At 40.7% G+C, this 23,796-nt stretch carries 23 protein-coding genes; 21 read left to right on the top strand and 2 right to left on the bottom strand.

Features of this window, described 5'->3' with window-relative positions; genetic code table 11:
- Window positions 1-126 precede the first annotated feature (126 nt).
- Together F7O84_RS10570 and F7O84_RS10565 are read right to left on the bottom strand one after the other, a co-directional pair.
- A complete protein-coding gene (locus F7O84_RS10570) occupies window positions 127-306 on the bottom strand; it encodes a hypothetical protein (RefSeq protein ID WP_042679852.1) in 180 nt (59 codons plus the stop codon).
- Between the two features lie 56 nt (window positions 307-362).
- Window positions 363-1,514 carry an IS91 family transposase gene (locus F7O84_RS10565; RefSeq protein ID WP_151144754.1) on the bottom strand — a complete coding sequence of 384 codons (1,152 nt, stop codon included), beginning with the start codon at window positions 1,512-1,514 and terminating at the stop codon, window positions 363-365.
- A gap of 71 nt (window positions 1,515-1,585) precedes the next feature.
- On the opposite strand from F7O84_RS10565, the gene F7O84_RS10560 reads away from it, so the two are divergent.
- The 21 genes from F7O84_RS10560 (at window position 1,586) to F7O84_RS10465 (ending at window position 23,771) form a co-directional block, all read left to right on the top strand.
- Entirely contained in the window at window positions 1,586-3,298 is a 1,713-nt protein-coding gene (locus tag F7O84_RS10560; RefSeq protein ID WP_192451719.1) for a glycosyl hydrolase 53 family protein, read from the top strand.
- 217 nt (window positions 3,299-3,515) lie between these two features.
- Entirely contained in the window at window positions 3,516-4,841 is a 1,326-nt protein-coding gene (locus F7O84_RS10555; RefSeq protein WP_151144748.1) for a glycoside hydrolase family 53 protein, read from the top strand.
- Between the two features lie 56 nt (window positions 4,842-4,897).
- Entirely contained in the window at window positions 4,898-5,809 is a 912-nt protein-coding gene (locus tag F7O84_RS10550) for an ABC transporter permease (RefSeq protein WP_151144746.1), read from the top strand.
- 11 nt (window positions 5,810-5,820) lie between these two features.
- Window positions 5,821-6,714 (top strand): carbohydrate ABC transporter permease, encoded by an 894-nt coding sequence (locus tag F7O84_RS10545; RefSeq protein ID WP_151144744.1) that lies wholly within the window; start codon window positions 5,821-5,823, stop codon window positions 6,712-6,714.
- Between the two features lie 61 nt (window positions 6,715-6,775).
- Window positions 6,776-8,380 carry an extracellular solute-binding protein gene (locus F7O84_RS10540; RefSeq protein WP_192451718.1) on the top strand — a complete coding sequence of 535 codons (1,605 nt, stop codon included), beginning with the start codon at window positions 6,776-6,778 and terminating at the stop codon, window positions 8,378-8,380.
- Window positions 8,381-8,590: 210 nt separating this feature from the next.
- The gene (locus F7O84_RS10535) at window positions 8,591-9,607 is read left to right on the top strand and encodes a LacI family DNA-binding transcriptional regulator (protein ID WP_151144738.1); all 1,017 of its coding nucleotides are present in this window, start codon (window positions 8,591-8,593) and stop codon (window positions 9,605-9,607) included.
- 30 nt (window positions 9,608-9,637) lie between these two features.
- Window positions 9,638-11,671 carry a beta-galactosidase gene (locus tag F7O84_RS10530; protein WP_151144735.1) on the top strand — a complete coding sequence of 678 codons (2,034 nt, stop codon included), beginning with the start codon at window positions 9,638-9,640 and terminating at the stop codon, window positions 11,669-11,671.
- Window positions 11,672-12,110: 439 nt separating this feature from the next.
- Window positions 12,111-13,805 (top strand): methyl-accepting chemotaxis protein, encoded by a 1,695-nt coding sequence (locus tag F7O84_RS10525; RefSeq protein WP_151144732.1) that lies wholly within the window; start codon window positions 12,111-12,113, stop codon window positions 13,803-13,805.
- A gap of 152 nt (window positions 13,806-13,957) precedes the next feature.
- The gene (locus F7O84_RS10520) at window positions 13,958-14,305 is read left to right on the top strand and encodes a cupin domain-containing protein (protein ID WP_151144729.1); all 348 of its coding nucleotides are present in this window, start codon (window positions 13,958-13,960) and stop codon (window positions 14,303-14,305) included.
- A 123-nt stretch (window positions 14,306-14,428) separates the two neighbouring features.
- Window positions 14,429-15,262, top strand: a complete 834-nt coding sequence (locus tag F7O84_RS10515) for an AraC family transcriptional regulator (RefSeq protein ID WP_151144727.1) — start codon at window positions 14,429-14,431, stop codon at window positions 15,260-15,262.
- 326 nt (window positions 15,263-15,588) lie between these two features.
- Complete coding sequence (locus F7O84_RS19375; protein ID WP_151144724.1) at window positions 15,589-15,858, top strand: hypothetical protein; 270 nt, start codon at window positions 15,589-15,591, stop codon at window positions 15,856-15,858.
- A 245-nt stretch (window positions 15,859-16,103) separates the two neighbouring features.
- Entirely contained in the window at window positions 16,104-17,462 is a 1,359-nt protein-coding gene (locus tag F7O84_RS10505; RefSeq protein ID WP_192451717.1) for a ParB N-terminal domain-containing protein, read from the top strand.
- 301 nt (window positions 17,463-17,763) lie between these two features.
- Window positions 17,764-18,117: a DUF7768 domain-containing protein gene (locus tag F7O84_RS10500; protein WP_011988863.1), complete on the top strand. Its 354-nt coding sequence runs from the start codon at window positions 17,764-17,766 to the stop codon at window positions 18,115-18,117.
- The gene (locus F7O84_RS10495; RefSeq protein ID WP_330578766.1) at window positions 18,110-18,595 is read left to right on the top strand and encodes an antirestriction protein ArdA; all 486 of its coding nucleotides are present in this window, start codon (window positions 18,110-18,112) and stop codon (window positions 18,593-18,595) included. The genes F7O84_RS10500 and F7O84_RS10495 overlap by 8 nt, the downstream gene beginning before the upstream one ends.
- Window positions 18,596-18,622: 27 nt before the next feature.
- A complete protein-coding gene (locus tag F7O84_RS19655; protein WP_330578765.1) occupies window positions 18,623-18,817 on the top strand; it encodes a hypothetical protein in 195 nt (64 codons plus the stop codon).
- Between the two features lie 51 nt (window positions 18,818-18,868).
- Window positions 18,869-19,666 (top strand): DUF6674 family protein, encoded by a 798-nt coding sequence (locus F7O84_RS10490; RefSeq protein WP_151144721.1) that lies wholly within the window; start codon window positions 18,869-18,871, stop codon window positions 19,664-19,666.
- A gap of 75 nt (window positions 19,667-19,741) precedes the next feature.
- On the top strand, window positions 19,742-20,215 hold the full coding sequence (locus tag F7O84_RS10485; protein WP_151144718.1) for a PcfB family protein: 474 nt from the start codon (window positions 19,742-19,744) through the stop codon (window positions 20,213-20,215).
- Window positions 20,205-22,037, top strand: a complete 1,833-nt coding sequence (locus F7O84_RS10480; protein ID WP_151144715.1) for a VirD4-like conjugal transfer protein, CD1115 family — start codon at window positions 20,205-20,207, stop codon at window positions 22,035-22,037. The genes F7O84_RS10485 and F7O84_RS10480 overlap by 11 nt, the downstream gene beginning before the upstream one ends.
- A 92-nt stretch (window positions 22,038-22,129) precedes the next feature.
- Complete coding sequence (locus F7O84_RS10475; RefSeq protein ID WP_011988858.1) at window positions 22,130-22,342, top strand: Maff2 family mobile element protein; 213 nt, start codon at window positions 22,130-22,132, stop codon at window positions 22,340-22,342.
- Between the two features lie 11 nt (window positions 22,343-22,353).
- Entirely contained in the window at window positions 22,354-23,220 is an 867-nt protein-coding gene (locus tag F7O84_RS10470) for a VirB6/TrbL-like conjugal transfer protein, CD1112 family (RefSeq protein ID WP_151144712.1), read from the top strand.
- Between the two features lie 89 nt (window positions 23,221-23,309).
- Window positions 23,310-23,771, top strand: coding sequence for a SpoVG family protein (locus F7O84_RS10465; RefSeq protein WP_192451716.1), 462 nt, complete (start codon window positions 23,310-23,312; stop codon window positions 23,769-23,771).
- Window positions 23,772-23,796 lie beyond the last annotated feature (25 nt).

The raw sequence follows: 23,796 nt of genomic DNA, 5'->3' as shown, positions 1-23,796 counted from the left end.
CAAGGGAATTTATAAGAGGAATGGATATTTCCTCCTTTCTTGCTTTATAGGAAAGTTCTCCTTCGGAGAACTCTTGATATGAAAAGGGCCCGCATGGAGGCGGGCACAACAAGTAAACGATAGGTTTTAGAAGATATAGAAACCTTCAGCTCCCGGGAAGTCTTCGTCAAACGCATCGTCTTCATTTAAGAAGTAATCCATATCAAGCAAATCATCCTCACTCATGTGGCGGATGTCATCAGCGGTCATGCCTTCGGGTGGATTCTGTATATACTTGTTTCTGATTTCATCTGAACATTTTGACATAGTGTTTTCCTCCGTTTTATATATTTTATCACAGACGGAGGTGGTATGTATATATTTCATGCAGAAGAGAAAGTTGGGAGTCTTCCCATTGCCCTTTCATACATTTTGTCCAGAGAAATATGCTGATGTTTATGATAAAGCTCAAGAAAAAGCATTGTCTCGCCACAGCATGGACATTTGAGAGGATCATAACCAAAAGAGGATAAAGTGCAATTGCGCCAGCGATTGAATGAAAGAATAACCTTATGTTTTTCTTTTGATATGGCAAGAGATAGCTTTTTATCACTCTCACGTGTTCTTGCATAAAGACCATAGTAGCGGATTTGTTTGAAGTGTTTTTCAGGAATGTGCATGCTTAGTCGTTCAATGAATTCCATAACAGGAATGGTTTCAACGACAAGTTTGTCATCCTCATGACGATTGTAGTGAAAAGTTACATTTTCACCGTCGTAATCGTCGATACGAGAAGTGGCAATAACAGGACGACCAAGATAACGGCCTATGTATTTAGTAACAACTTTAGGATTACACTTATTAGGTTTTGCATAGACATAGAATCCTTCTTTATGTTCGTGGTAGCATTTAGCCTTGACCAGTATAAAAGATGGCCCAAGCTTTTTCTCCATTAAGTTAAGGAGGGCTGTGCGAAAGGCGTTGCGAAGGAATGTGTAATTAAAGTGAGTTTTGGGACGCCAAATACCAGAGTTACCAATGCCACCTTCGGACAGAAGACAATGAATATGAGGATTCCATTTCAAGTCTCTACCAAAAGTGTGGAGAACAAGAATGAATCCAGGCGTGAATTTTTCGGCTTTATTGTCTTTGTGAAATAAGCGAAAGACAACACTTTGAACAGCTTCAAAAAGAAGATTAAGAAGTTTTCTATCTTCAAGAAAGTAATGTCTAAGTTCAGAATCAATGGTAAAAACACAGTGACGGTGCTGAGCATTGATTATCTTAAAAGACATAGAGGTAGTGCGGTCAATGGAATACTTAGTTCCACAGGTAGGACAGAAGCGACTGTGACAACGGAAAGGAACAAATTTAAGGGTACCACATTTGCCGCAACCATACATTGCACCACCAAAAGAAGGGTCACCGCAGTTAATCATACGATTAACATTTTCAATGACCGACTTGCGAGGGTGTAAAGTATAAATCATTCTTTCATAGTTATCTTTAAATATATCCTGAAGTATGTTGCTCATAAGATTATTATGAAGGATTTGTAGCAAAAAGAAAACCCCCTAAATCCCCTCAAGATTGAGGGGGAGGGGAGTTGAAGTGTCGAAGACACTTTTTTAAGATGGAGGATAAAGGGTATCAATATTATGATTATGAAAGAAATCCAGTTGATTTATTGCAATTTGCAAAACAAGAAGGATTTAATTATGTAAGACTTCGTATTTGGAATGAACCTTGGTTGATTGAAGAATCAGGCGGCTATTGTGATTTAGAAAAGACATTACAGATGGCAAAAATAATAAAGAAGTACGGATATGGCTTTTTCCTTGATTTTCATTATTCGGATTGGTGGGCTGACCCCGGTCATCAAAAAAAGCCAAAAGCATGGGAACATTTAAATGATACTGAGTTGAAAGAAGCTGTTTATCTTTATACAAAAGAGGTTTTGTGTACGTTAAAAAATGCAGGCACAGTTCCTGATATGGTACAGATTGGAAATGAAATTCGTACAGGTATGCTATTTCCAGAAGGAGCAGTAAAAAACTGGACAGGATTGGCAGGATTAATTAACAGTGGTATTAGGGCGGTACGTGATACCTTGTCAAGAGAAGAGACAAAAGTGGTGATACATCTTGATCAGGGCGGACGCTATGTTTATTACAAAGAATGGTTTGATGCAGCAATCGAAAATGGAGTAGAAGATTTTGATATCATTGCATTGTCCTACTATCCATTTTGGCATGGTACGTTTTATGAATTTAAAAATACAATGGAAAATCTGGTAAAAGAATACGGAAAAGATTTATTAGTAGCCGAAACAGCACATGCATTTCAAAGAAGCAATGGCACTTTCTTTGGAGAAGCACAAGAACATGCGGCAGGTTTTTTTGCCACACCAAAAAATCAAAGGAAAGTACTAGAACTAATCGAGTCTATTATAGCAAATGTAAGTGAGAAAAAAGGAATGGGATTTTTTTATTGGGAACCATTTATGCGTATGCCAAAGGACATGGAAGGTTGGGGAAGCTGTATGGCATTAGTGGATGAAAATGGAGTAGCTACCGAAGGGCTACGTGCAATCTCCTATCATGAATTTGAAAAAAACAAAGATAAGATCGCTAAAGTCTATGTACCCCTAGAGATCGAAATTGCTACGAGAGAACATTTACATAAAATGGGAGAGCTATTGCCCAAAGTCAAAGCACTTAAAATGGATGGAACATTGATGGAAAAAGAGATTATGTGGGAAAGTGCTTTGGAAGAGGAAGATGGAATTTATGAAGTAAGTGGTGTGGTAGAAGGATATGAAGAAATAGTAAAAGTAAAGGCAGTACTAAAAGAGATACGAGATAGACAGCAAAATTTCCTTAACAATGCAAGCTTTGAAAAGGGGATGCAAGGCTGGGAAGTAAACGTAACAAAAGGAAATCATTGTCTTGAGATCAACATTGGTAAAGAGAAAGTACAAGAAGTAGGAGTGCTAGAACAAAATGTCTTTTTTTTTCGAGCAGAAGAAATCTGTGAGTGGATACTTAAGACGAAGTCACAGCCTTTAAAAAAGGGAAGCTATCAATTATCCTGTCGCTATAAAGGCGATAATACCACTGGAGTAGAAATACATTTATTTGCAAAAACTAAAGAAAAGACTTGTCTAACACAAATCTTTCCGCAAGACGAAGAGTGGATGCTTTACCAAATCACAAATATACAAGTGCAAGAGAAGGAGTTGCTGGAGGTTGGAATAAAAGTAAGTGCACCCCCAGTCTATGGAAAAGTAATACAATTTTGTTTAACTCCAACTTTTTGACACTGCATCATATTATATTAAAAGGATAAAAAGGGTGCGCAATTATACAAAATAATTGCGCACCCTTTTTATGAAAAAACAAACAAAAAACATTTGTGATATTTGTATATAATTATCAATTTACAAGTGAATCAATTTGGCATAAAATATCATTATAGCGCAATTAATTTACGCAATATTATAAAATTGCGCAAAAATAATAAAAAGAGGAGATTAAATGGGTAAAAAAAGAAAATGGAAATGGGTTGCCACAAGTATGACATTGGCATTTAGTATGATTGCGGGTGCTGTCATTTTCCTTCAAGCAGGCTGTGATGTAAAGGGTGCGAAAAAGAATGAAGGAATTACAAAAAGCTTTATTCGAGGAGTTGATATTTCTAGTATTATAGCCTTTGAAGAAGCTGGACAAAAGTTTTACTATGCGAATGGGACACAGGGAGATATGTTTGACATTCTAAAAGATGCAGGAGTGAACTATATACGTGTTCGTGTATGGAACAATCCCTATGATACCCAAAGTAAATTAGGTTATGGAGGTGGAAATAATGATATTGCAAAAGCAATTACCATTGGTCAGCGTGCCAAAGCACGTGGAATGAAATTGCTTGTTGATTTTCATTATTCTGACTTCTGGGCAGATCCTGCTAAGCAATATGCTCCAAAAGCCTGGAAGGATTACACTTTAGAACAAAAGGCTGATGCAGTTTATGATTTTACATATGATTCTCTTTCTAAGCTTCTTTTGGCAGGAGTGGATGTAGGAATGGTACAGATTGGAAACGAAACAATGGGTACGATGGCTGGAATGGGTGGACTATATGACGGGATATGGAATCTTACCAGTGGAGTAGGAGCAGCAATGCAAAAGGGTTGCGAAGCTGTCAATACGATAAACAACGAATATGGATTGTCTGGTGAGAAAGCGATTCTGAAAGCACTTCATTTTACAGATCCCAATACTACAGCTACTTGGTATGCCGAGCAAGCAGCTTTACAAGGAATTGATTATGATGTATTTGCAGTATCAGCGTATCCATTTTGGCACGGTAGTGTAGATGAACTGGCTACTTCGCTAAAAAATGTTGCAAAAACATACAACAAAAAAGTAATGGTAGCAGAGACCTCTTATCCATACACATTTGCAAATGCTGACTCTACGGGTAACAATGTTAGCTCTTTGAGTGACATGGCATATTCAGACTATGAAGTTAGTGTGGCTGGACAAAAGGAAGCAATTGAAGCAGTCTTTATGGCAGTTGCATCTGTTAATACACAGTCAGGCACGAACGGATATGGATTGGGTGGATTTTATTGGGAACCTGCATGGATTGGTGTAGATACAGCAAAAAGCGGAAGATATGGAACTGGTTTTGCATCTAAGGTATCTGGCAATTATGAATTACTGTTTCACGATAAGGTAATAGAGTATGCAACAGAGGATAAAGGAAGCTCTTGGGACAATATGGCTATGTTTAATTCGACAGGAAAGGCACTGGATTCTTTACAAGTGTTTCGTAAAATAAAGGATAAAGCGGCCAATTAAATTGTTATTTTTTATGGATTCAATGTCCAAAGCATCGGCAGAGAAAGGATTGATTTATGAATAGTTTAATTAAAAATGTGAAAAGAAATAAAACACTTTTACTGATGTTGGTGCCTCCAATTTTATTTGTTATTATTTTTAGCTATATTCCAATGGCAGGAATTGTTGTAGCATTTAAAAACTATAATTATTACGATGGTTTTTTGGGGAGTCCTTGGGTAGGATTTGATAATTTCCGTTATTTATTTGTAACCGGTAAGATTTGGGAGCTTACCAGAAATACTTTGTTATACAATATGGCTTTCATTTTCTTTGGAATCATTTTTGAGGTAGGGTTTGCAATTATTTTAAGTGAAATAAACGGTAAAATTTTTAAGAAAGTAACACAAGGGTTTATCTTCCTTCCTTATTTTATTTCATGGGTAGTGGTTTCAACCATTATGCTAAATATTTTTGGTGAAAATGGTGTGTTAAATTCATTGCTTGGAGCAGTTGGGATAGAAGACTTTAGTATTTATCAACAGGTATCTGGATGGCCAATCGTAATGCTTTTTGTTAGAATGTGGAAGCAGACGGGATACGGAACTGTTGTGTATTTAGCAGCCATTGCAGGCATTAGCCAGGAAATGATGGAGGCAGCACAAATTGACGGAGCATCTGTATGGCAAAGAATACGCTATATTACGATACCTTGTTTAAAACCAACGATATTTATAATGACACTCTTAGCAATCGGGAATATTTTCCGTGGTGATTTTGGAATGTTTTATCAGTTAGTAGGAGCGAATCAGTTATTGCTTCAATCCTCGGATGTGATTGACACATATGTTTACCGATCCTTGATAACTTCACCCAATATAGGAATGTCAGCTGCAGCAGGATTGTTTCAGTCGGTATTATGTTTTGTAACAATTTGTACAGCCAATTATATTGTGAAGAAATTTGATCCAGACTATACATTATTTTAGGAGGCAAAAAGATGAAAATAAAAAAAGGAAAAGATGTAATTGCATTTAATATTATGGCATACATATTAGTCGGAATTTTTGCTCTTGCCTGTGTGATTCCATTTTATTTAATCATAGTTGGATCAATTACCAAAGAAAATATTATCGTGACAAAAGGATATCAATTTTTTGTTACATCAAAAGAATTTTCGCTAGAAGCCTATCAAATGGCTTTAAAAAGCCCAGAGAGTATACTAAATGCTTATGGAGTGACTATTTTTGTAACGGTAGTAGGAACGGCTCTATCTATTTTCTTAACTACTATGACAGGGTACGTATTAGCAAGACCTGATTTTCCATGGAGAAATAAAATTTCATTTTTCTTTTTCTTTACAACATTGTTTAACGGTGGTCTTGTTCCTTGGTATTTACTATGTACAAAATATTTTAATTTTAGTAACCATATGTATTCGTTGATTGTTCCAGGACTGTTTTCAGTTTGGAATATGATTATTGCAAAGAGTTTTATGAAAGGAATTCCGTTTGAAATGACAGAGGCTGCCAAAATTGATGGAGCTGGAGACTTTTTTATCTTTTATAAGGTTATTTTACCAATGGCAAAGCCATTGATTGCAACGCTGACTTTATTTATCGCGTTAGCTTATTGGAATGATTGGTATAATTGCATGCTGTTTATGAGTACTAGTGATAACTGGAATTTACAGTATACATTACAAAACATTTTAAATAGTACCAATGCTTTAAAACGTGTTGCGGCACAAACAGGAATGCAGGTTGGACAGCTTCCGTCAGAAGGATTAAAGCTTGCAATGACAGTCATTGCAACTGGACCAATTGTATTACTTTATCCGTTTTTACAAAAGTATTTTGTAAAAGGGCTTACCATTGGTGCAGTAAAGGGGTAAGGTGCTTTCAACCGTATGAAAAGTACCGATAAAAAAAGAAAATGAAAAGGAGAAAATGATGATGAAAAAGAAAATGAAACAATTACTATCTCTTACGTTGGCTTTTGTAACAGCTTTTGCGCTAGTAGGGTGTAAAGGAATGAGTAAGGAAACGGCGAATGTGTCAAAGGAGGGGGCAGATAGCACCAGTTCCACGGAAATTGCAGCCGATAGCCCGTATGCAGAGAAAGGTTATGATTTATCAAAAAGAGAAAATATAGTGATGTATGTATTAGGTGATGAACCAGCAGACATGCAAACGGTTGTAGAGCAGGCGAATGCAAAATATTTTGAACCTAATTTGAATACAACAGTTGAAATTAAATTCTTGAATTGGAGTGATTATACGACGAAGTATCTGCTTTTGCTTTCTGGTGGAGAGCAGGTTGACTTAATTTATACTGCGGCATGGTGTTATTATAATGAAGAAGCAGCCAAAGGAGCATTTTGGGAGTTAACAGATGAATTTTTAAAAGAAAATATGCCATATACTTATGAACAGCAGCCAAAAGAGAGTTGGGATCAGATTTCAATTGATGGAAAGATATATGCAGTTCCAAAAGCAAAAGCTACTTTTACTGCTTATAACATTACAGCCGTTCGCCAAGATTTAATTGATAAATATGGATTAACAGTACCAAATAGTTGGGATAACTATCAAAAATATTTAGAGGAATTAGTACAATTAAAAAGTGAAACAGGTGTAGTACCATTAAATACCAATGCAAATCGAGAACAGTTACTCACTACTTTCCTACAGACAAAAGGAATTCAAAATGTTGCTGAAGGGTATGACTGGATGTATTATAACAATGGAAAAGAAGATGCACCAGATGCAAGCGATATTTTTTATTATTATGGCTCTGACTTAAATCTTGAATATTGTAAGAAAATGGCAGAGTTTGCTTCGAAAGGTTTTTGGTCAGCAGATGCAATTAATGATACAACAGATGCACAAGCTTATTTTGAAAATGGAACCTCTGGTTCTTTTGTATGGAATACCAGTGTATTTCAAGCAGGGAAAAACTTAGAGTCAGCAAATATTGGAACATATGCGGTATATGACTTGACATCAGAGGCACTTCGAAGTCGTGCAAGCTATGCAACAGATGCAATTGCAATTACCACAAAGTCAAAGAACCAACAAAGAGCAGCTCTTGTATTAGATTATATGAAAAGTGACGTGAATTTGAATCGATTGTTACTTGGAGGAATAGAAGGGACTCATTATGAATTAACAGAAGGAGGAACACGTGTCACATTAGATAAGTCAAAAGATTATGGCTGGAATAACTGGGCATGGGCTTTGAATCGTGAAGATGAACCAGAAGAGGATGGCTTAGATGAAAGACAGGTTGAGATTTCAAAAATAACAATGGCACATGAATACCGTCCAGAAGTTGCAGGTTTTACGTTTGATCCGAAAAAAGTAGAAACAGAATATACAGTAATCAAGTCAATTATTGATGAATATAAACAAAGCTTTGCACTTGGTATTTATGGAGACAATACAGAAAACGAATTTGCTAGTTTTCAAAAGAAGTTAAGAGACGCTGGAATTGATAAAGTGACAGATGAGTTTAAAAAACAGTATGAAGGGTATTTGTTACGAACTGGATTAAAATAAATGTTATAGATTAATTTTGGTATAGCAAATAAAACGGAAGCTTAAAATTCTCTTTCTTCTATGCCTAAAAACAGATATAATAATATCAATTATTAGAGTTAGAGTGCCGAAATATCTGGCAACGGCAAAAGTAATGTCTGTAAGTAAATAAACGAAGTTTTGAATACGGTAAAAAAAAATATGGATTATCAGTAGGTAGGGTGAAAAAATATGAAGTTTCGGTATGAGAAAGAGAATGAAAGCAAGAAAATTACGATACAAGAAATTGCAAAAAAGCTAGACCTGTCTCCAACAACCGTATCAAGAGCTATTTCAGGCAAAGGACGGATTGGTTTAGAAACAAAGAACAAGGTATTTCAATTTTTAGAGGAGTACCAGTATATCCCAAATACAACAGAAAAAACAAAAAAGAGATCCAAGAATATTTGTGTCCTTTTGCCTGGAGAGGAAGGTCATGCACAGTTACCTTATTTTCAGGAGATATTACTAAGTGTATATGATTGTTTTTCTGCGTGGGGATATGGAGTGTTATTGGTTAAGACTACCTCAACCAATATAGGGGAGTTAATGTCTTTGGTTGAACAGCGCAAGATAGATGGAGCGATATTCACAAGAACAATGGAAGGTGACTTAGCAATACGCTATCTAGAAAAACAAAAGATTCCTTTTGTTGTAATTGGAAGCTGGGTTGAAGAACAAGTGATTCAGGTAGATTTTGACCAAGAAGGTGGCTGCAAGGATTTAGCCTCTGTGCTTTTACGCATGAATATTAAAAAGATTGCTTGTGTTTGCGGCGATGCAGGACACATCGTAACACAGAGTCGATTGAGAGGAATACGGGATGCATATCAAGAGGCGGGAGTCCTTATGGATGAAGATTTACTTTATACAGGAGCAGTGTATCCTTCGATTGTAGAAAAGGATGTTGCAAAGATATTAAAAAAAGGGGTAGATTGCATTCTTTGCCTTGACGATAATATTTGTTTGAGTGTCCTAAATGCACTGCATAAGAGTCGGGTAAAGATTCCCAAAGACATAAAGGTTGCATCTTGCTATGGAGGCAAATCATTAGCAAACTGTTATCCGTCTATTACCTGTTTGGAATTTGACGTAAAAGAAATAGGAGGAGTAGCTTCTAAAAAACTATTAGATGCTATGAGTGGGAAGGTAGACTACAATAAACTAATACTAGGCTATAACGTATTGATTAAAGAATCTACGATGTAGTTAGGAAATATTTGAAAAATGGAGATAAAAATGCAGAAGAATACAAACATCAGACTTGAACAATTGCTGCATGGCGGCGACTACAATCCAGAGCAATGGTTAGATTCTCCAGAAATACTGGAAAAAGATTTGGAATTTTTTTTAAAAGCAAACATCAATGTTATTACAGTTGGGATGTTTTCTTGGAGTGTATTAGAACCAGAGGATGGGAAGTATCAAATTGACTGGCTTATAGAAATAGTGAATAAAATGTATCAAAATGGGATTTATACGATCCTTGGGACTCCATCAGGTGCTAGACCGCAATGGCTGGCAAAAAGCTATCCGGAGGTTCTTCGTGTAAATGCAAACCGAGAGAGACAACTTTTTGGTGCCCGCCATAATCATTGCTATACCTCTTTGGCTTACAGAAAAAAAGTTCGGGATATTAACATGTTACTTGCAAAGGAATTAGGAAATCATCCAGGAATTATACTTTTGCATCTTTCGAACGAATACGGAGGAGATTGCCACTGTCCATTATGTCAGGCAAAATTTAGAGAATGGTTAAAAGAGCGATATAAAACGATTGAAGAGCTCAATCGTAGGTGGAATACTACTTTTTGGAGTCATATCTATCAAGACTTTGAACAAGTTGAGAGTCCGTCTCCCAAAGGAGAGATGCTTTTACATGCTTTGAATTTAGACTGGAGGCGTTTTGTTACGGCTCAGACGGTAGATTTTGCTGAATGGGAAAAACAGGCAATTCGTGATGGAGGCTGCGAAAAACCGATTACTACCAATTTTATGGGAGATTATGACGGGCTTAATTACAGGAAATTTAAAGAAGTACTAGATATTGCTTCGTGGGATAGTTATCCAGAATGGCATAGAAAACCAGAAATACAAACGGCAAGAGAGACAGCGATGCAGCATGATTTTATGCGTAGTTTATTAAAAAAGCCGTTTTTACTAATGGAGTCTTCACCTTCTTCAACAAATTGGCAGGATGTGAGTAAATTAAGAAAACCAGGTATTCTAAGAGCGGCTTCCTTACAGGCGATTGCGCATGGCTCTGATAGTGCTTTGTATTTTCAAATGAGACAAAGCAAAGGCGCTTCTGAAAAACTCCATGGAGCAGTCATTGACCATTATGGCGGAGAAGATACAAGGGTTTATCAAGAAGTTTGTCAGGTGGGAAAAGCGCTAGCTGAACTTACGGAATTAAGAGGAACAAAACAAAATTCGAAGATTGCATTGCTGTATGATACAGAAAATAGATGGGCGCTTATGGATGCACAAGGACCAAGGAATTGTGGAATGCCATATAAAGAAACGGCGGATAAAATGTATGCAGCTCTTCGAAGACAGGGAGTAAATGTTGATGTCATTGATATGGAAGATGTATTAAAGGATTATCAAATAATATTAATTCCCATGCTTTATATGTTTCGTGCAGGAATCGAGAAGAAAATAAGAGCGTTTGTGGAAAACGGTGGAACGGTTATTATGACTTTTTGGTCAGGTGTTGTAGATGATGCAGATAGCTGCTTTTTAGGTGAAACGCCAAGTAAGTTAACCGATGTGTTGGGACTAAGAAGAACAGAGATAGATGGACTTTATGATGAAGAAGAAAATACGGCTATTCCAAAAAAGAATAATTCTCTTTCCTTAAATAAAAAGTATACATGTCGAAATTTATGTGAATTGGTGAAGGTATCAGACGCAGAAGTTCTTATGACCTATGAAAAAGATTTCTACAAAGGACTTCCAGTTCTAACTTGCAATCAATATGGAAAAGGAAGAATCTATTATGTATGCGCAGATATGGAAGAAGCATTCTATACGGACTTAATTGAAGCAGTCTTTGAGAAAGAAAAAATTGAAAAACCATTTTCATTTATTCCAGAAGGTGTTGAAGTGACAACAAGACAATCAAAGGAAGACTCTTATCTGATTGTACAAAACTTTAACAGGGAAGCCGTTGCGTTGGATTTTCCAAAATCTAATTATGAGGTTATTTATGGAACGCAAAGTGAGAAACTAGATAGCTTCTCAACTGTTGTTTTGAAGAAAGTGAAATAATACAGGTTATCGGTTAAGCCGGCAGCAGATAATACCATTAGGTGTTATCTTCTGCCGGTTTTTATAAATCAAGGGTTTTCTTTGTCTTGTTTTAGATTTCCCAATATTGCTTACAGAATCTAACTATTATTAGAATTGCGACTACTAGTTATCGATGTCGAAATACGTCGAAAAAATGGATACTACCTAGTTTTATTGGTACTTTTGTGCTATGATAAAGACAGTAAGTATCAGGAAAACTTATGTATCAATTAGTTGGATTATATATGCAAAAACTTCATTCCAACTATGATATAGATTGATAGAATTAGCATAGCTTAGGCTTTGACTTTATGAACCAGGGAGGTTGATATAAACTTGTGATAAGTTTTCACATTAAGTGAATCATGTGTTGAGTTAAATAATTCGTTGCACAAATATACGCACTAGGAGGAAACAGATGAAAATCTCAAGATTACTAAAGATTGTAGGTATCACATGTTTTATTTTAATTGTTTTTAATGCAGTGGCATTAGTTTCGTTAGATAAAGGAATAGAAAAAGAATGGATAGCTAGAGATGCGCAATCTCAATTTCAAAGCTTAGGGTTAGAGCTTAAGGAGGCTTCGGATTATTTAACAAATCAGGCTAGAGCCTACGTGCAATTTGGAGAAAAAGTTTATTATGATAACTATTGGAAAGAAGTAAATGAGACTAAAACAAGAGAAAAAGTGATAGAAAGACTAGGTGAACTAGGAGCAAAACAAGAACATTTCCAGATACTAGAGGATGCAGGAGAAGCGTCTAACAGCTTGGCAAAGGTTGAAGAAGAAGCGATGAATGCAGCCAAGGGAGGAAATTTTGAAACCGCAAGAAGACTTGTATTTGACGATAATTATAATAAGAGTAAAAAGATTATAACAGATTTAATCAATGATTTTACGAATAAAATCAATGAAATGGCCGCGAAAGAAGTAGAAGAAACAACAGCCAAATCAAGAATTTTATTTATGATTGTATATGTATTACAGACTATATTTATACTTATTGTAATTATAACATTTATTCTCTTGGCCAAAAAAGTTAAAAAATTAAAAATAATAACCAATCGATTAGATGAGTTGGCAACAAATGATGGTGATTTAACTTCAAGAGTTGAGATTGTGAGTAAAGATGAAATAGGAGATATTGCAAATAGTTTTAATACATTTGTAGAAAAAGTTAGAACTATAGTAGTAGAAATTGCAAGTATTTCAGAACAAGTAGCGGCATCCTCCGAAGAATTGACGTCCACAACTCAACAATCATCAATAGCAGCAGAAGAAGTTGCCAGAGCCATCGATGAGATAGCAAGAGGCGCCAGTGAACAAGCGAAGGATACAGTGGATGGCGCAACTAATATTAATATATTAGGTCAAATCATCGAAGAAGATATAAAACAAGTTAACAACTTAGAACTGTTATCAAATGAAGTGATAAAGACGGTAAAAGAAGGTTACAAAACTTTAGAGAGCTTAAATGATAGTGCGATACAAAACAGTGAAATTTCAAAAAAAATCAATGATATTACAATAGATACAAAGCGTAGTGCAGAAAGAATATCAGTAGCCAGTGAAATGATAAAGAACATTGCAAATCAAACCAATTTATTGGCATTAAATGCTGCAATTGAAGCTGCAAGAGCAGGAGAAGCTGGAAGAGGATTTTCTGTGGTTGCTGATGAAATAAGAAAGCTTGCTGAAGAGTCTAATAATTTTACAGATGAGATCACAAACATAATTGAAGAGTTAATTAATAAAACCAATGAAGCTGTAATGGCTATGGAAAAAACTGAAAAAATAGTACAATCTCAATCAGAAAATGTAAATGATACAGAAGATAAGTTTAATGTGATAGCTGATTCCATAGATGACATGAGAAATGCGATAGAAACCTTAAATAAAGGTGAGCACGAAATGAACATAAAGAAAAATCAGATAATAGGTATCATAGAAAATCTATCTGCTGTATCAGAAGAAAATGCAGCAGGAACTCAAGAGGTTGCTTCTTCCGTAGAAGAACAAACTGCTTCTACCATGGAAATAGCCAGCGCATGTGATGAGCTATCAAAACAAGCTGAATTAATACTAGATTGCATAGGTAGATTTAAATATTAAAAAATAAGTATTTTTATATATGAATATGCTTCAACTTTGTTTTTCGAAGTTGGAGCATATTTTAATTTACATTATATTGGATAAATTAAAGTAATTATTATCACCAAGTTGTGGTATATTAAAGATATACTTAAATCAAAGGAGGATTTATCATGAACAAATTTAATATCAAAGATTATTTTCAGGAACCAGAAGGTAAAATTGCAAAAAGAATGATATTTAAAAGTGATAATGTAATTGCTTTTGTTTTAAACATTGCCAAAGGAGAAATACTGCCAGGACATACACATCTTGAATCTACCCTTTTTTTGCAGGTTATGGAGGGAAGTGCGAAGGTTGTTACGGATGGCAATGAAACCTTGTTGCAGGTTGGAGAATTAATGCAAGTGGATGGACAAGAAAGCTTACAGGTTATAAACAGCGGTGAAGACATTTTACGCCTTTACGTTACAATATCACCAATGGGCTCGGAAGCGTTTGCAACTGATGCAAATATTTAATATAACGGTTCATAATTAAAAAGGTAAATGCAGTTTGAAATCCTACATTTCAAAGCAAGAATAGTCGGGAAGATTATAAGAGATAGTATTATCATTTGATTACAGTCATGAGGGGGTGATGTAATGAGTACTTGGGTCAAGGGCTTGCAAAACGCAATTGAATATATGGAAGAAAATCTAACAGAGAATATTCAGGTAAAGGAAATAGCTGAAAAGGCATATGTCTCAGAGTTTCATTTTCAACGTATTTTCTCAACGTTATGTGGATTTAGTATTGCTGAGTATATTTGTAACAGAAGACTTGCGTTGGCGGCGAGAGAGTTGACAGGTGGTGATGTAAAAGTCATTGATGTTGCCATGAAATATGGTTATGATTCACCTGATAGCTTCGCTAGAGCTTTTACTAAGTTTCATGGAATCACTCCATCGGCTGCAAAGGAAAAGGGCGTACTTCTTCGCGATTTTGCGCCCATAAAAATAATACTATCACTGGAGGGTGGAACTATGATGGATTATCGAATTGAAGAAAAAGCAGCATTTACTGTTATGGGAAGAAAAAGAATCTTCTGTAATGAGACATCTTATCAAGAGATTCCTAAGTTTTGGGAAGAACATATGAAAGATGGGGGAAGTGAGATTGTTTGTGGAATGTTTGGACTTTGCATGGAGTCAAATGGTTCGAATTTTGAGTATCTAATAGCAGATGTTTATTTGCCTTGGAAGGAAATCCCAAATGGTTACGAAACAAGAACACTTCCTGCTGGTACTTGGGCAGTATTTCCCTGTAAGCTGAAAAATTTACAGGAGATAAATACAAAGATGTGGAATGAATGGCTGCCAAACTGTAAAGACTATAGGCTTAGTGGAAATTATAACATTGAATTGTATGCTCCGCTTAGTGAAGAGGCTATCCCAGAAAGTTATTGCGAGTTATGGTTACCAATTGAAAAAGTTTGATGAAAGAGCAATTGGAGTTTTGAATCTATGTTAGATTTAAAAGAATGAGCGATTAAGATTAAACGATTCCGTAAAGTAAAACGGTGATTTTGATTATTATTTCAAAATCACCGTTTTTTGCTTAAATTAACATCAAGTTAAATCATCAGTGCGTCATAATATTTTCTTTTTTATTTTGATAAAGACAACATAAGATTAAAATAACTACATTGATACGACATCAATTTTTTCAAATAGGTAACATATAATATATGCATTTCATATACTATTTTAGAATAACTTTTTTATTTGAATTTTATTCTAATGTATAAAAGGAGCTTAACAATATGAAATATAATTATGATTGTGGGTTAACTTTGCAAAATTGTTGTGGAAGACCAGGAGGTAATATAAGTGGTAATTGTTCATGTTGTAGGCAAGGACCACCAGGTCCTCGAGGGCCACGTGGGCCGCAAGGTCCCCAAGGGCCAATAGGTCCTCAAGGTCCAATAGGTCCTCAGGGACCAATAGGGTCAGCAGGAGCCACAGGTCCAACGGGTCCAACAGGTCCAACAGGGGCCACAGGAGCCACAGGTCCAACAGGCCCCGTGATTTAAGGAAAACTGCAAAAGCCCTTATTCTATGCGGGATAAGGAGATACCAAAATAAAATATGAGCTATCACATTACACAGGATACCGCCCAATTGGACAAGATGGGCGGTATTTTTGTATCTGGATAGCGGAACTTCGGGTCAAGTTGGCCCGAAGTCGAAAGGAGGGATTGCGAATATCCCGTTGGGGCTTGACCTAAAAATCAAGCCCCTTTTTTCATGCCATAAAACAGACAAGGAGGAAAAACGCATGGCAAAAAATGAGCCAAACAAGCCGGAGGAAGTAAAAACCGCTCCCGCACAGGAAGCAACAACAGAAGAAAAAAGCACTCCCAAACCCATGCCGGAGATTAGCGGCGAAGCTCCTGCCCCGGAAAAGACTGCCGAAGAAACAGCGGCACTTCCCCATGAGGACGGAGTCGCCCTGCATGAATCTGATAAGGACAGGCCGGAAGTACCTACCCCCATTGACATTCCCGCCCCCGGTGATGTGGTGGTTTCCTTTGACAAAATCAATGAGATTGTTTCCGGGAAACAGGCGGCGGTAAAGGAAGCGGAGCAGACCGCCCCCGAAAAAAAGGACGTGGAAAAATCAGCACATACCGAAAAAAAGGCAGAGCCAGAGAAACCTGGTATGGATAAGGGAAAGGAAAACGAGCCGAAAACGGCTGACAGCAAGCCCAAATCCCGCTCACAAAAAACCACTGAAAAAGCGGACAAAAAGCCTACTCGCCCTACCAAACAGGAAAAAGCCCCAAAGGCTGTAAAACCGGATAAACCGAAACAAGCCGCAGAAATTGGCGGCGGGGCTTCTGGTTCCCCGCAAGCTACGGAACAGGCACAGCAGGAAACGCCGCCCCCTGCCCCGGAACTGCCACCCGAACCGAGGGAAGCACCCCGCCCCCGCGAAGATGGCGGCTATGAAATCGTATCCGGCCACCGCCGCCAGAAAGCCAGTGAATTAGCCGGATTTACGGATATGCCCTGTATTATCCGCAACATGACGGACGAGCAGGCCATCACGCAGATGGTAGAGGACAACACCAATCAGCGTGAAAATATCCTGCCCAGCGAACGGGCCAAAGCCCTGCAAATGCAGTTGGAAGCCATCAAGCGGCAGGGTGCGCGAACCGGCAACGGACAGCGTTCCAATGAGGTCGTAGCCGAGCGCAACAAAATGACGGTCAAGCAGGTTCAGCGGTATATCAAGCTCAATGAGCTGGTTCCCGACCTAATGAAAATGGTGGACGAAAAGAAAACCGCGTTCACTCCTGCGGTGGAGCTTGCGTTTATCAAGCCAAAAAATCAGCGGTATATTGCTATCGCTATTGAGGGCCAGCAGTCGGCTCCCTCGCTCTCACAGGCACAGCGTATGCGTGACCTTGACCAAAAGAAGCTGTTAAACCCCGATGTGATTGACGGAATCATGTTAGAAGAAAAAAAGGAGGCAGACAAAGTGATTATTTCAAGTCAGGAACTTTCCCAGTATTTCGGCAAGGAGAAAACACCCCGCGAAATGAAGGATACCATTATGAAGCTGCTTGAGGAAAACAAGGCAAAACTGAAAGAGGTTTCGGCTCCTCAAAAGAAAGCCGAACAGGAAAAATAAGCACTTCGGGTCAAGTTGGCCCGAAGTCGGTGTATGCGGGGCTTTGCCCCGCACCCCAAAGCTCTAAGGATATAATATATTCCCCGTCGCCATATATCAGGTAGCATAACCGGGAAAATCGGTCAAGAGCCTGCCGCCGTAGGCGGTGCTTCGCACTCTTGACGGATTTCTCCCGGTTATGCTTTAAGGCAGTCAAGCGACGGGGATATATATTCCTTTGAGCTGCTCCCTTTCCAAGCGTGGAAAGGGCGGGGGGATAGGTTGACACATTCAGCGCAACAAGAACGGAGGTGCTTAAATCATGAAACGACCTTTAGCATACATTACTGCCGCGTGGTGCGGCAATCACGATACGGATACCAAACAGGCGGCGCAGTATTGCCGGGCAGTCTATGAAGCCGGGTTTTCCCCGGTTTGCCCGACCCTGTATCTTCCGCTTTTTCTCAATGACGCAATCCCGGAGGAACATAAAAGCGGCATTGATATGAGCCGGGATCTTCTGCGCCGCGCCCATGTGCTTGTCGTATGCGGAAGCGATATTGACGAGGACGTAAAGAACGACATTGCCGTTGCCGGGCGGCTGAACATCACGGCAACCACGCTGGACGGGATTCTGACCGTGAAAACGCAGGGACAGGAAAAAGACCATGCTTGAAGCCTTTGTGACCAATCTTGGGCGGTATAATGAGGGATATTTGGACGGGGAGCCTTTGAAGCTCCCCGCTACCACCGAGGAAGTACAGGCACTTTTGAAGCGTATCCATGTAGACGGTGTGCGGTATGAGGAAATTTTTATTACCAATTATGAAACCGACATTTCCGGTCTGCGTGACTGCTTGGGAGAATATGAAAGCATTGACGAGCTAAACTATCTGGCTTCCCTGCTGGACGATATGCCGGAATGGGAAGCGGAAAAGTTTGCCGCCGCCGTGGACTTCGGAGAGTACAACAGTGTGAAAGACCTAATCAACCTCACGCAAAATCTAGATTGCTTCGAGTTTTACGCCGGAATTGAGAATGAGGAAGATTTGGGCCGCTATTACATTGAAGAAATGTGTACGCTGGAAATCCCGGAGCATTTGGAGAATTACATTGATTATGAAGCCTACGGGCGGGATATGAGCTTGGACTAGGACGGACGATTTACCGAGGGCGGCTATGTGGTGCGGACAGGCAACAGCTTCACCGAGCATTACAGCGGCAGGGATGATTTATCGGAGGAATACCGGATTTTCGTTTATCCCGAACCAGAAAAGCTCTCGATTCGTGACACCCTCAAACAGTATCAGCAGATGATTGACAATGCACCCGTTTCGCAAAAGGCTCACATTGCCCCGGCCTGTGAGGAACGGTAAAGCCACTTCGGGCCAACTTGTCCCGAAGTGAGAAAGGAGGTTAAAAAACCTATGGCAAAAACGAAAACCACCACCGAACCGATTCTGGAAAATGAACACGTTAAGGAGCTTTTGGCGGTATTGCGGGAAAACAATTCCCCGTCCACAAAAGATTTTCTTGCGGTTCTACATCATGTCGGAGCAATGGAAAAACAGCTTGACGCCGCTGTAAAGGAGCTTGCCGCCATGCGGCAGGAACTCCGAACAGCACAGGAACAGAACCACCCGGTTAAAACCGCTTTGCAAAAGGCGGTCATTGTTATGCAGGGGCAGGTATTGGACTTGCGGGATAAATTGGCGGAGCTAAAGCAAAGCGTCATAGACGGTTGTAAGAACGCCGTTACCGCTTTTAAGGAAACCGGCATTTCCGCGCTGGATAACGCAGCCCGGTTCTTCAAGGTGCGCCCCACTTTAGAAGCCATGCGGGATATGCTCACAAAGGATATTCAGTACGACGATAAGGCTATTGCCAAAATCGAAGCAATCAGCACCGAATACCATCAAGCCGGGCGGCATTTGAAAAACATGGGCCGGGTCATGCTTGGCAGAGAAGCGGCACAGGAAGTAAAACAGCCCGGCAAGCTGGCGGCGGTCATATCCGCTCCATTCCGTGCGGAGCGTTCCCATTTTTCCAGTATAAAAAGCCATATAGAAAAATCTTTGAATACGCTGGCACGGTTGGAAGAACGGGCGGCAGAGAAAAAGCCCTCTATCCGGGAAGCTCTTGCGACCCAAAATGAAAAAATCGCGCAGGCACAAAAGGACGCTCTCACCACAGAACGCCCCCGCCCTGTCAATGCAGAGAGGTAACACACTTCGGGCCAACTTGGCCCGAAGTCCTCCCGCCTATACGATTGTCCTATCTGGCAGGAAAGGAGGAATTTCATGCAGGAAGATATTGAACGCCGGACGGTTGCCCTATCCGTCAATGCCACAAAGCTGACGGGCCGGACGCTGGCAAAGGTGTTGGCGGCAGCACTCCGGCAGATACAAAAGAGCCATCAGAAACGGCAGACACCACAGGGCAGACAGAGCGTAAAAAAGCTGATGAACCACGGCGTTTCTACGAACAGTCTTGATTTGTCCGGGGATACGAAGCTCTTTGACCGTGTGGCTCGGAAATACAATGTAGACTATGCTTTTCACAAAACCGGGCCGGATAAATATTTGTTATTCTTCAAGGCCGGGCAGGCTGACGCTATTACCGCCTGTTTTGGCGAATACACAAAGCTGGTGCTGAACCGGGGCAAGAATCGCCGTCCCTCTATTCTGAAACAGTTAAAAGCCTTTGCCGACAGGGAGCGTACCAAACCGCGCCAAAAGGAACGAAAACGGGAGGTGACGCGGAATGAACGATAAAATCCGTAAATATGTGATTCCCAATATTCCCTATCTGTTCGTGCTGTGGTTCTTTCTGAAGCTCGGCACAGCCTACCGCCTTGCGGCAGGTGCAGACTTCGGAAATAAGCTGGTTGGCATGATAAAAACCATAAGCCCGGCGTTTGCTTCATTTGCGCCGGGCTTTGTGCTGTCCGATTGGCTCATTGGCCTTGCCGGGGCGGGCATACTCCGGCTGGTGGTATGGTATAAGGTAAAAAACGCAAAAAAGTTTCGGAGGGATGTGGAATATGGCTCGGCCCGGTGGGGAACGGCAAAGGACATCAAGCCCTTTATCGACCCCAAATTCAGCAACAACGTGATACTAACCGGGACAGAGCTTCTTACCATGAATACCCGACCCGCCAATCCCGCCAACGCCCGAAACCTTAACTGCTGTATCATAGGCTCCAGCGGAAGCGGGAAAACCCGATTTTGGCTGACCCCACAGCTTTTACAGGCTCATTCGTCCTATGTGGTGGTTGACCCAAAGGGCGGCATTTTAGAGCAGGTCGGCTCTTTTCTGAAAAAGCAGGGCTACAAAATCAAGGTATTCAATTCCATTGATTTTGCCCGGTCAATGCACTATAATCCGCTGGCCTACCTCAAGACGGAAAGCGATATTTTGAAGTTTGTAAATTCCCTCATTGAGAACACGAAAGGAGATGGCAAAGAGGGCGACCCGTTCTGGACGAAAGCGGAAACGCTTTTGTACTGCGCTCTTATCGGCTATATCGTCTTTGAGGGGCCGGAGGAAGAACGCCATATCAATACCCTTGTGGATATGCTGAACAGCATGGAAACACGGGAAGATGATGAAAATTTCAAAAATGCCGTGGACTATATGTTCCTTGGCTTGGAGAAGCGCAACCCCAATCATTTTGCGGTGCGCCAGTACAAGAAATTCAAGCTCGCCAGCGGAAAAACCTCTAAAAGTATCCTGATTTCCTGCGGAGCAAGATTAGCCCCATTTGACATTGGACAGCTCCGTGAGATTATGAGCTATGACGAAATGGAGCTTGACCGCATGGGTGATAAGAAAACCGCCACCTTTTTCATCATCAGCGACACCAATACAACCTACAACTTTATTGTTGCCCTTGCTTTTTCGCAGATGTTCAACCTTTTATGCGAACGGGCCGACAGCAAGTATGGCGGCAGGCTCCCCCATCATGTGAGGGTATTATGGGACGAAGCCGCCAATACGGGACAGGTTCCGCAACTGGAAAAATTGGTTGCCGTTATCCGCTCCCGCGAAATATCCTTATGCCTGTTTTTACAGGCGCAAAGCCAGCTCAAAGCCTTATATAAAGACCACGCTGAAACCATTATGGGAAATATGGACAGCGTGATTTTTCTTGGTGGTCGGGAACATTCCACCATCAAGGAACTTTCGGAGGTTTTGGGGAAAGAAACCATTTCCATGCAGACGGAAAGCCGGACGCGGGGCCAGTCGGAAAGCTACGGACAGAACTTGCAACGGCTCGGCAAGGAGCTTATGACAATGGACGAATTGACCACTATGCCGGGCAACAAGTGTATTTTACAGCTTCGCGGCCTACGTCCATTCCTTTCCCCCAAATATGATTTGAAACAGCACCCCAATTATAGGTATACCGCCGAAGCCGACAAGCGTAACGCTTTTGACGCTTCAAAGCTGGTAAACCGCCGCATGAAAAAGCTCAATCCTAATGAGCAGTATACCGTTTATGAAGTAAGTGCCGACGAGGAAACCGCCGCCATAGACGAGAACGAGGACATTCTCAACTATGATGATGTGGACGACCCGGAAGCATTTGCATAACTTCGGGCCAACTTGTCCCGAAGTGACAGCCGCCGAAAATGGCGGTTTTTTTGTACCCAAAAACAATATAAAAACATGGAGGTAATTAGATTATGGGATTTTTTACGAGTGCAGTTAGTACCTTACAGACCCTTGTTGTGGCTCTTGGCGCGGGCCTTGCCGTGTGGGGTGTTATCAACCTTTTGGAAGGGTATGGTAGCGACAATCCGGGCGCGAAATCGCAAGGCATTAAACAGCTTATGGCCGGGGGCGGCGTTATCCTGCTGGGAACAACGCTTGTACCTATGCTTTCCAGCCTGTTTTAAGGTAGGCCGGTATGGATTTTCTCACCGACTGGATTAACGAATGGATAAAGGGCCTGCTGGTAGATGGTATCATGGGCAATTTAAGCGGTCTTTTCGAGAACGTGAACGACCAGATCGGAGAGATTGCAACACAGGTGGGAACCACGCCGGGGAACTGGAACCCCGGCGTATTCTCCCTCATACGGCAGCTTTCCGAAACGGTTGTTTTGCCGATTGCCGGACTGGTACTTACCTTTGTCATGTGCTATGAGCTGATTCAAATGCTCATTGACCGGAACAACCTGCACGACATTGACACATGGATTTTCTTCAAGTGGATATTCAAGACCTTTGTCGCGGTACTGCTTCTTTCCAACACGTTCAACATTGTAATGGCGGTATTTGATGTATCGCAGAGCGTCATTAACAGTGCAGGGGGCGTGATTGCAGGAAATACAGGGGTAAGCCCCGATATGCTGGACAGCTTGGAAGCCCAGCTCATGACAATGGAAATCGGCCCTCTGCTCGGTCTGTGGATGCAATCCTTTCTGATTAAGATTATTGTCGTAGCAATCAACATTGTTGTGTTTGTCATTGTGTACGGCAGAATGATTGAAATTTATCTTTTGACCAGTTTAGCACCCGTGCCAATGGCAACCTTGGTCAACCGGGAAATTGGCGGCATGGGCCAGAATTATCTGAAATCCCTGTGCGCCGTGGGCTTTCAAGGCTTGCTGATTTTGGTATGCGTGGGGATTTACGCAAAGCTGGTGCAGAGTATCGCCGTAGGCGGCAACCCCATTGGAGCCATATGGACGGTTATCGGCTATACGGTTCTACTTTGCTTCACCATGTTCAAGACGGGAAGCCTTGCAAAATCTATTTTTGGAGCACACTGACAACTTCGAGGCCATTCGGGGTCCCCGGCAAATCGTAGGTTTGTTGGGGTGAGAGCTTGTCCCGAAGTGAGAAAGGAGAAATTTTTATTATGAACAACGAAAAAACAACGGTTCCGCAGGAAACGGAACAGGCGGCTATGCCGCTGAAACTGGACGTTACCGCCCGGCTCATTGAGCCAAAGGGCAACCTTGTAGGCTTTGCCAGTCTGAAGCTGAACGACTGCTTTGTGATTGATGATTTTAAGATTTTGCAGAGTGATAAGGGCACTTTTGTTGGTATGCCGAGCAAGCCGGATAAGACCAGCAAGACCGGCTACCGGGATACGGCCCGCCCCATTACAAAGGAGTTTCGCGCGGAACTGACCGAAGCCGTGACAGCGGCCTACCATGCAGAGCTTGAAAAGTTGCAGACCCGCGCCGCTGCCATTGCTTCCCCCGAAAAGCAGTCTATCCCGAAACAGCTTGCGGAGGGCGCGAAACAGGCGGCACAGGAAAACGCCGCCCGGCCTGCTCCGGCAAAGGCCGGTAAGACCAAAAATGCAGAAAGGTAATATTGCTACTTCGGGCCAACTTGGC

It is taken from the genome of Candidatus Galacturonatibacter soehngenii (genome assembly GCF_008830185.1).
Classification (GTDB): Bacteria; Bacillota; Clostridia; order Lachnospirales; family Lachnospiraceae; genus Lachnotalea; species Lachnotalea soehngenii.
Note: the sequence above shows the minus strand (reverse complement) of the source record. Positions and strands in the feature narration are given on the sequence as shown.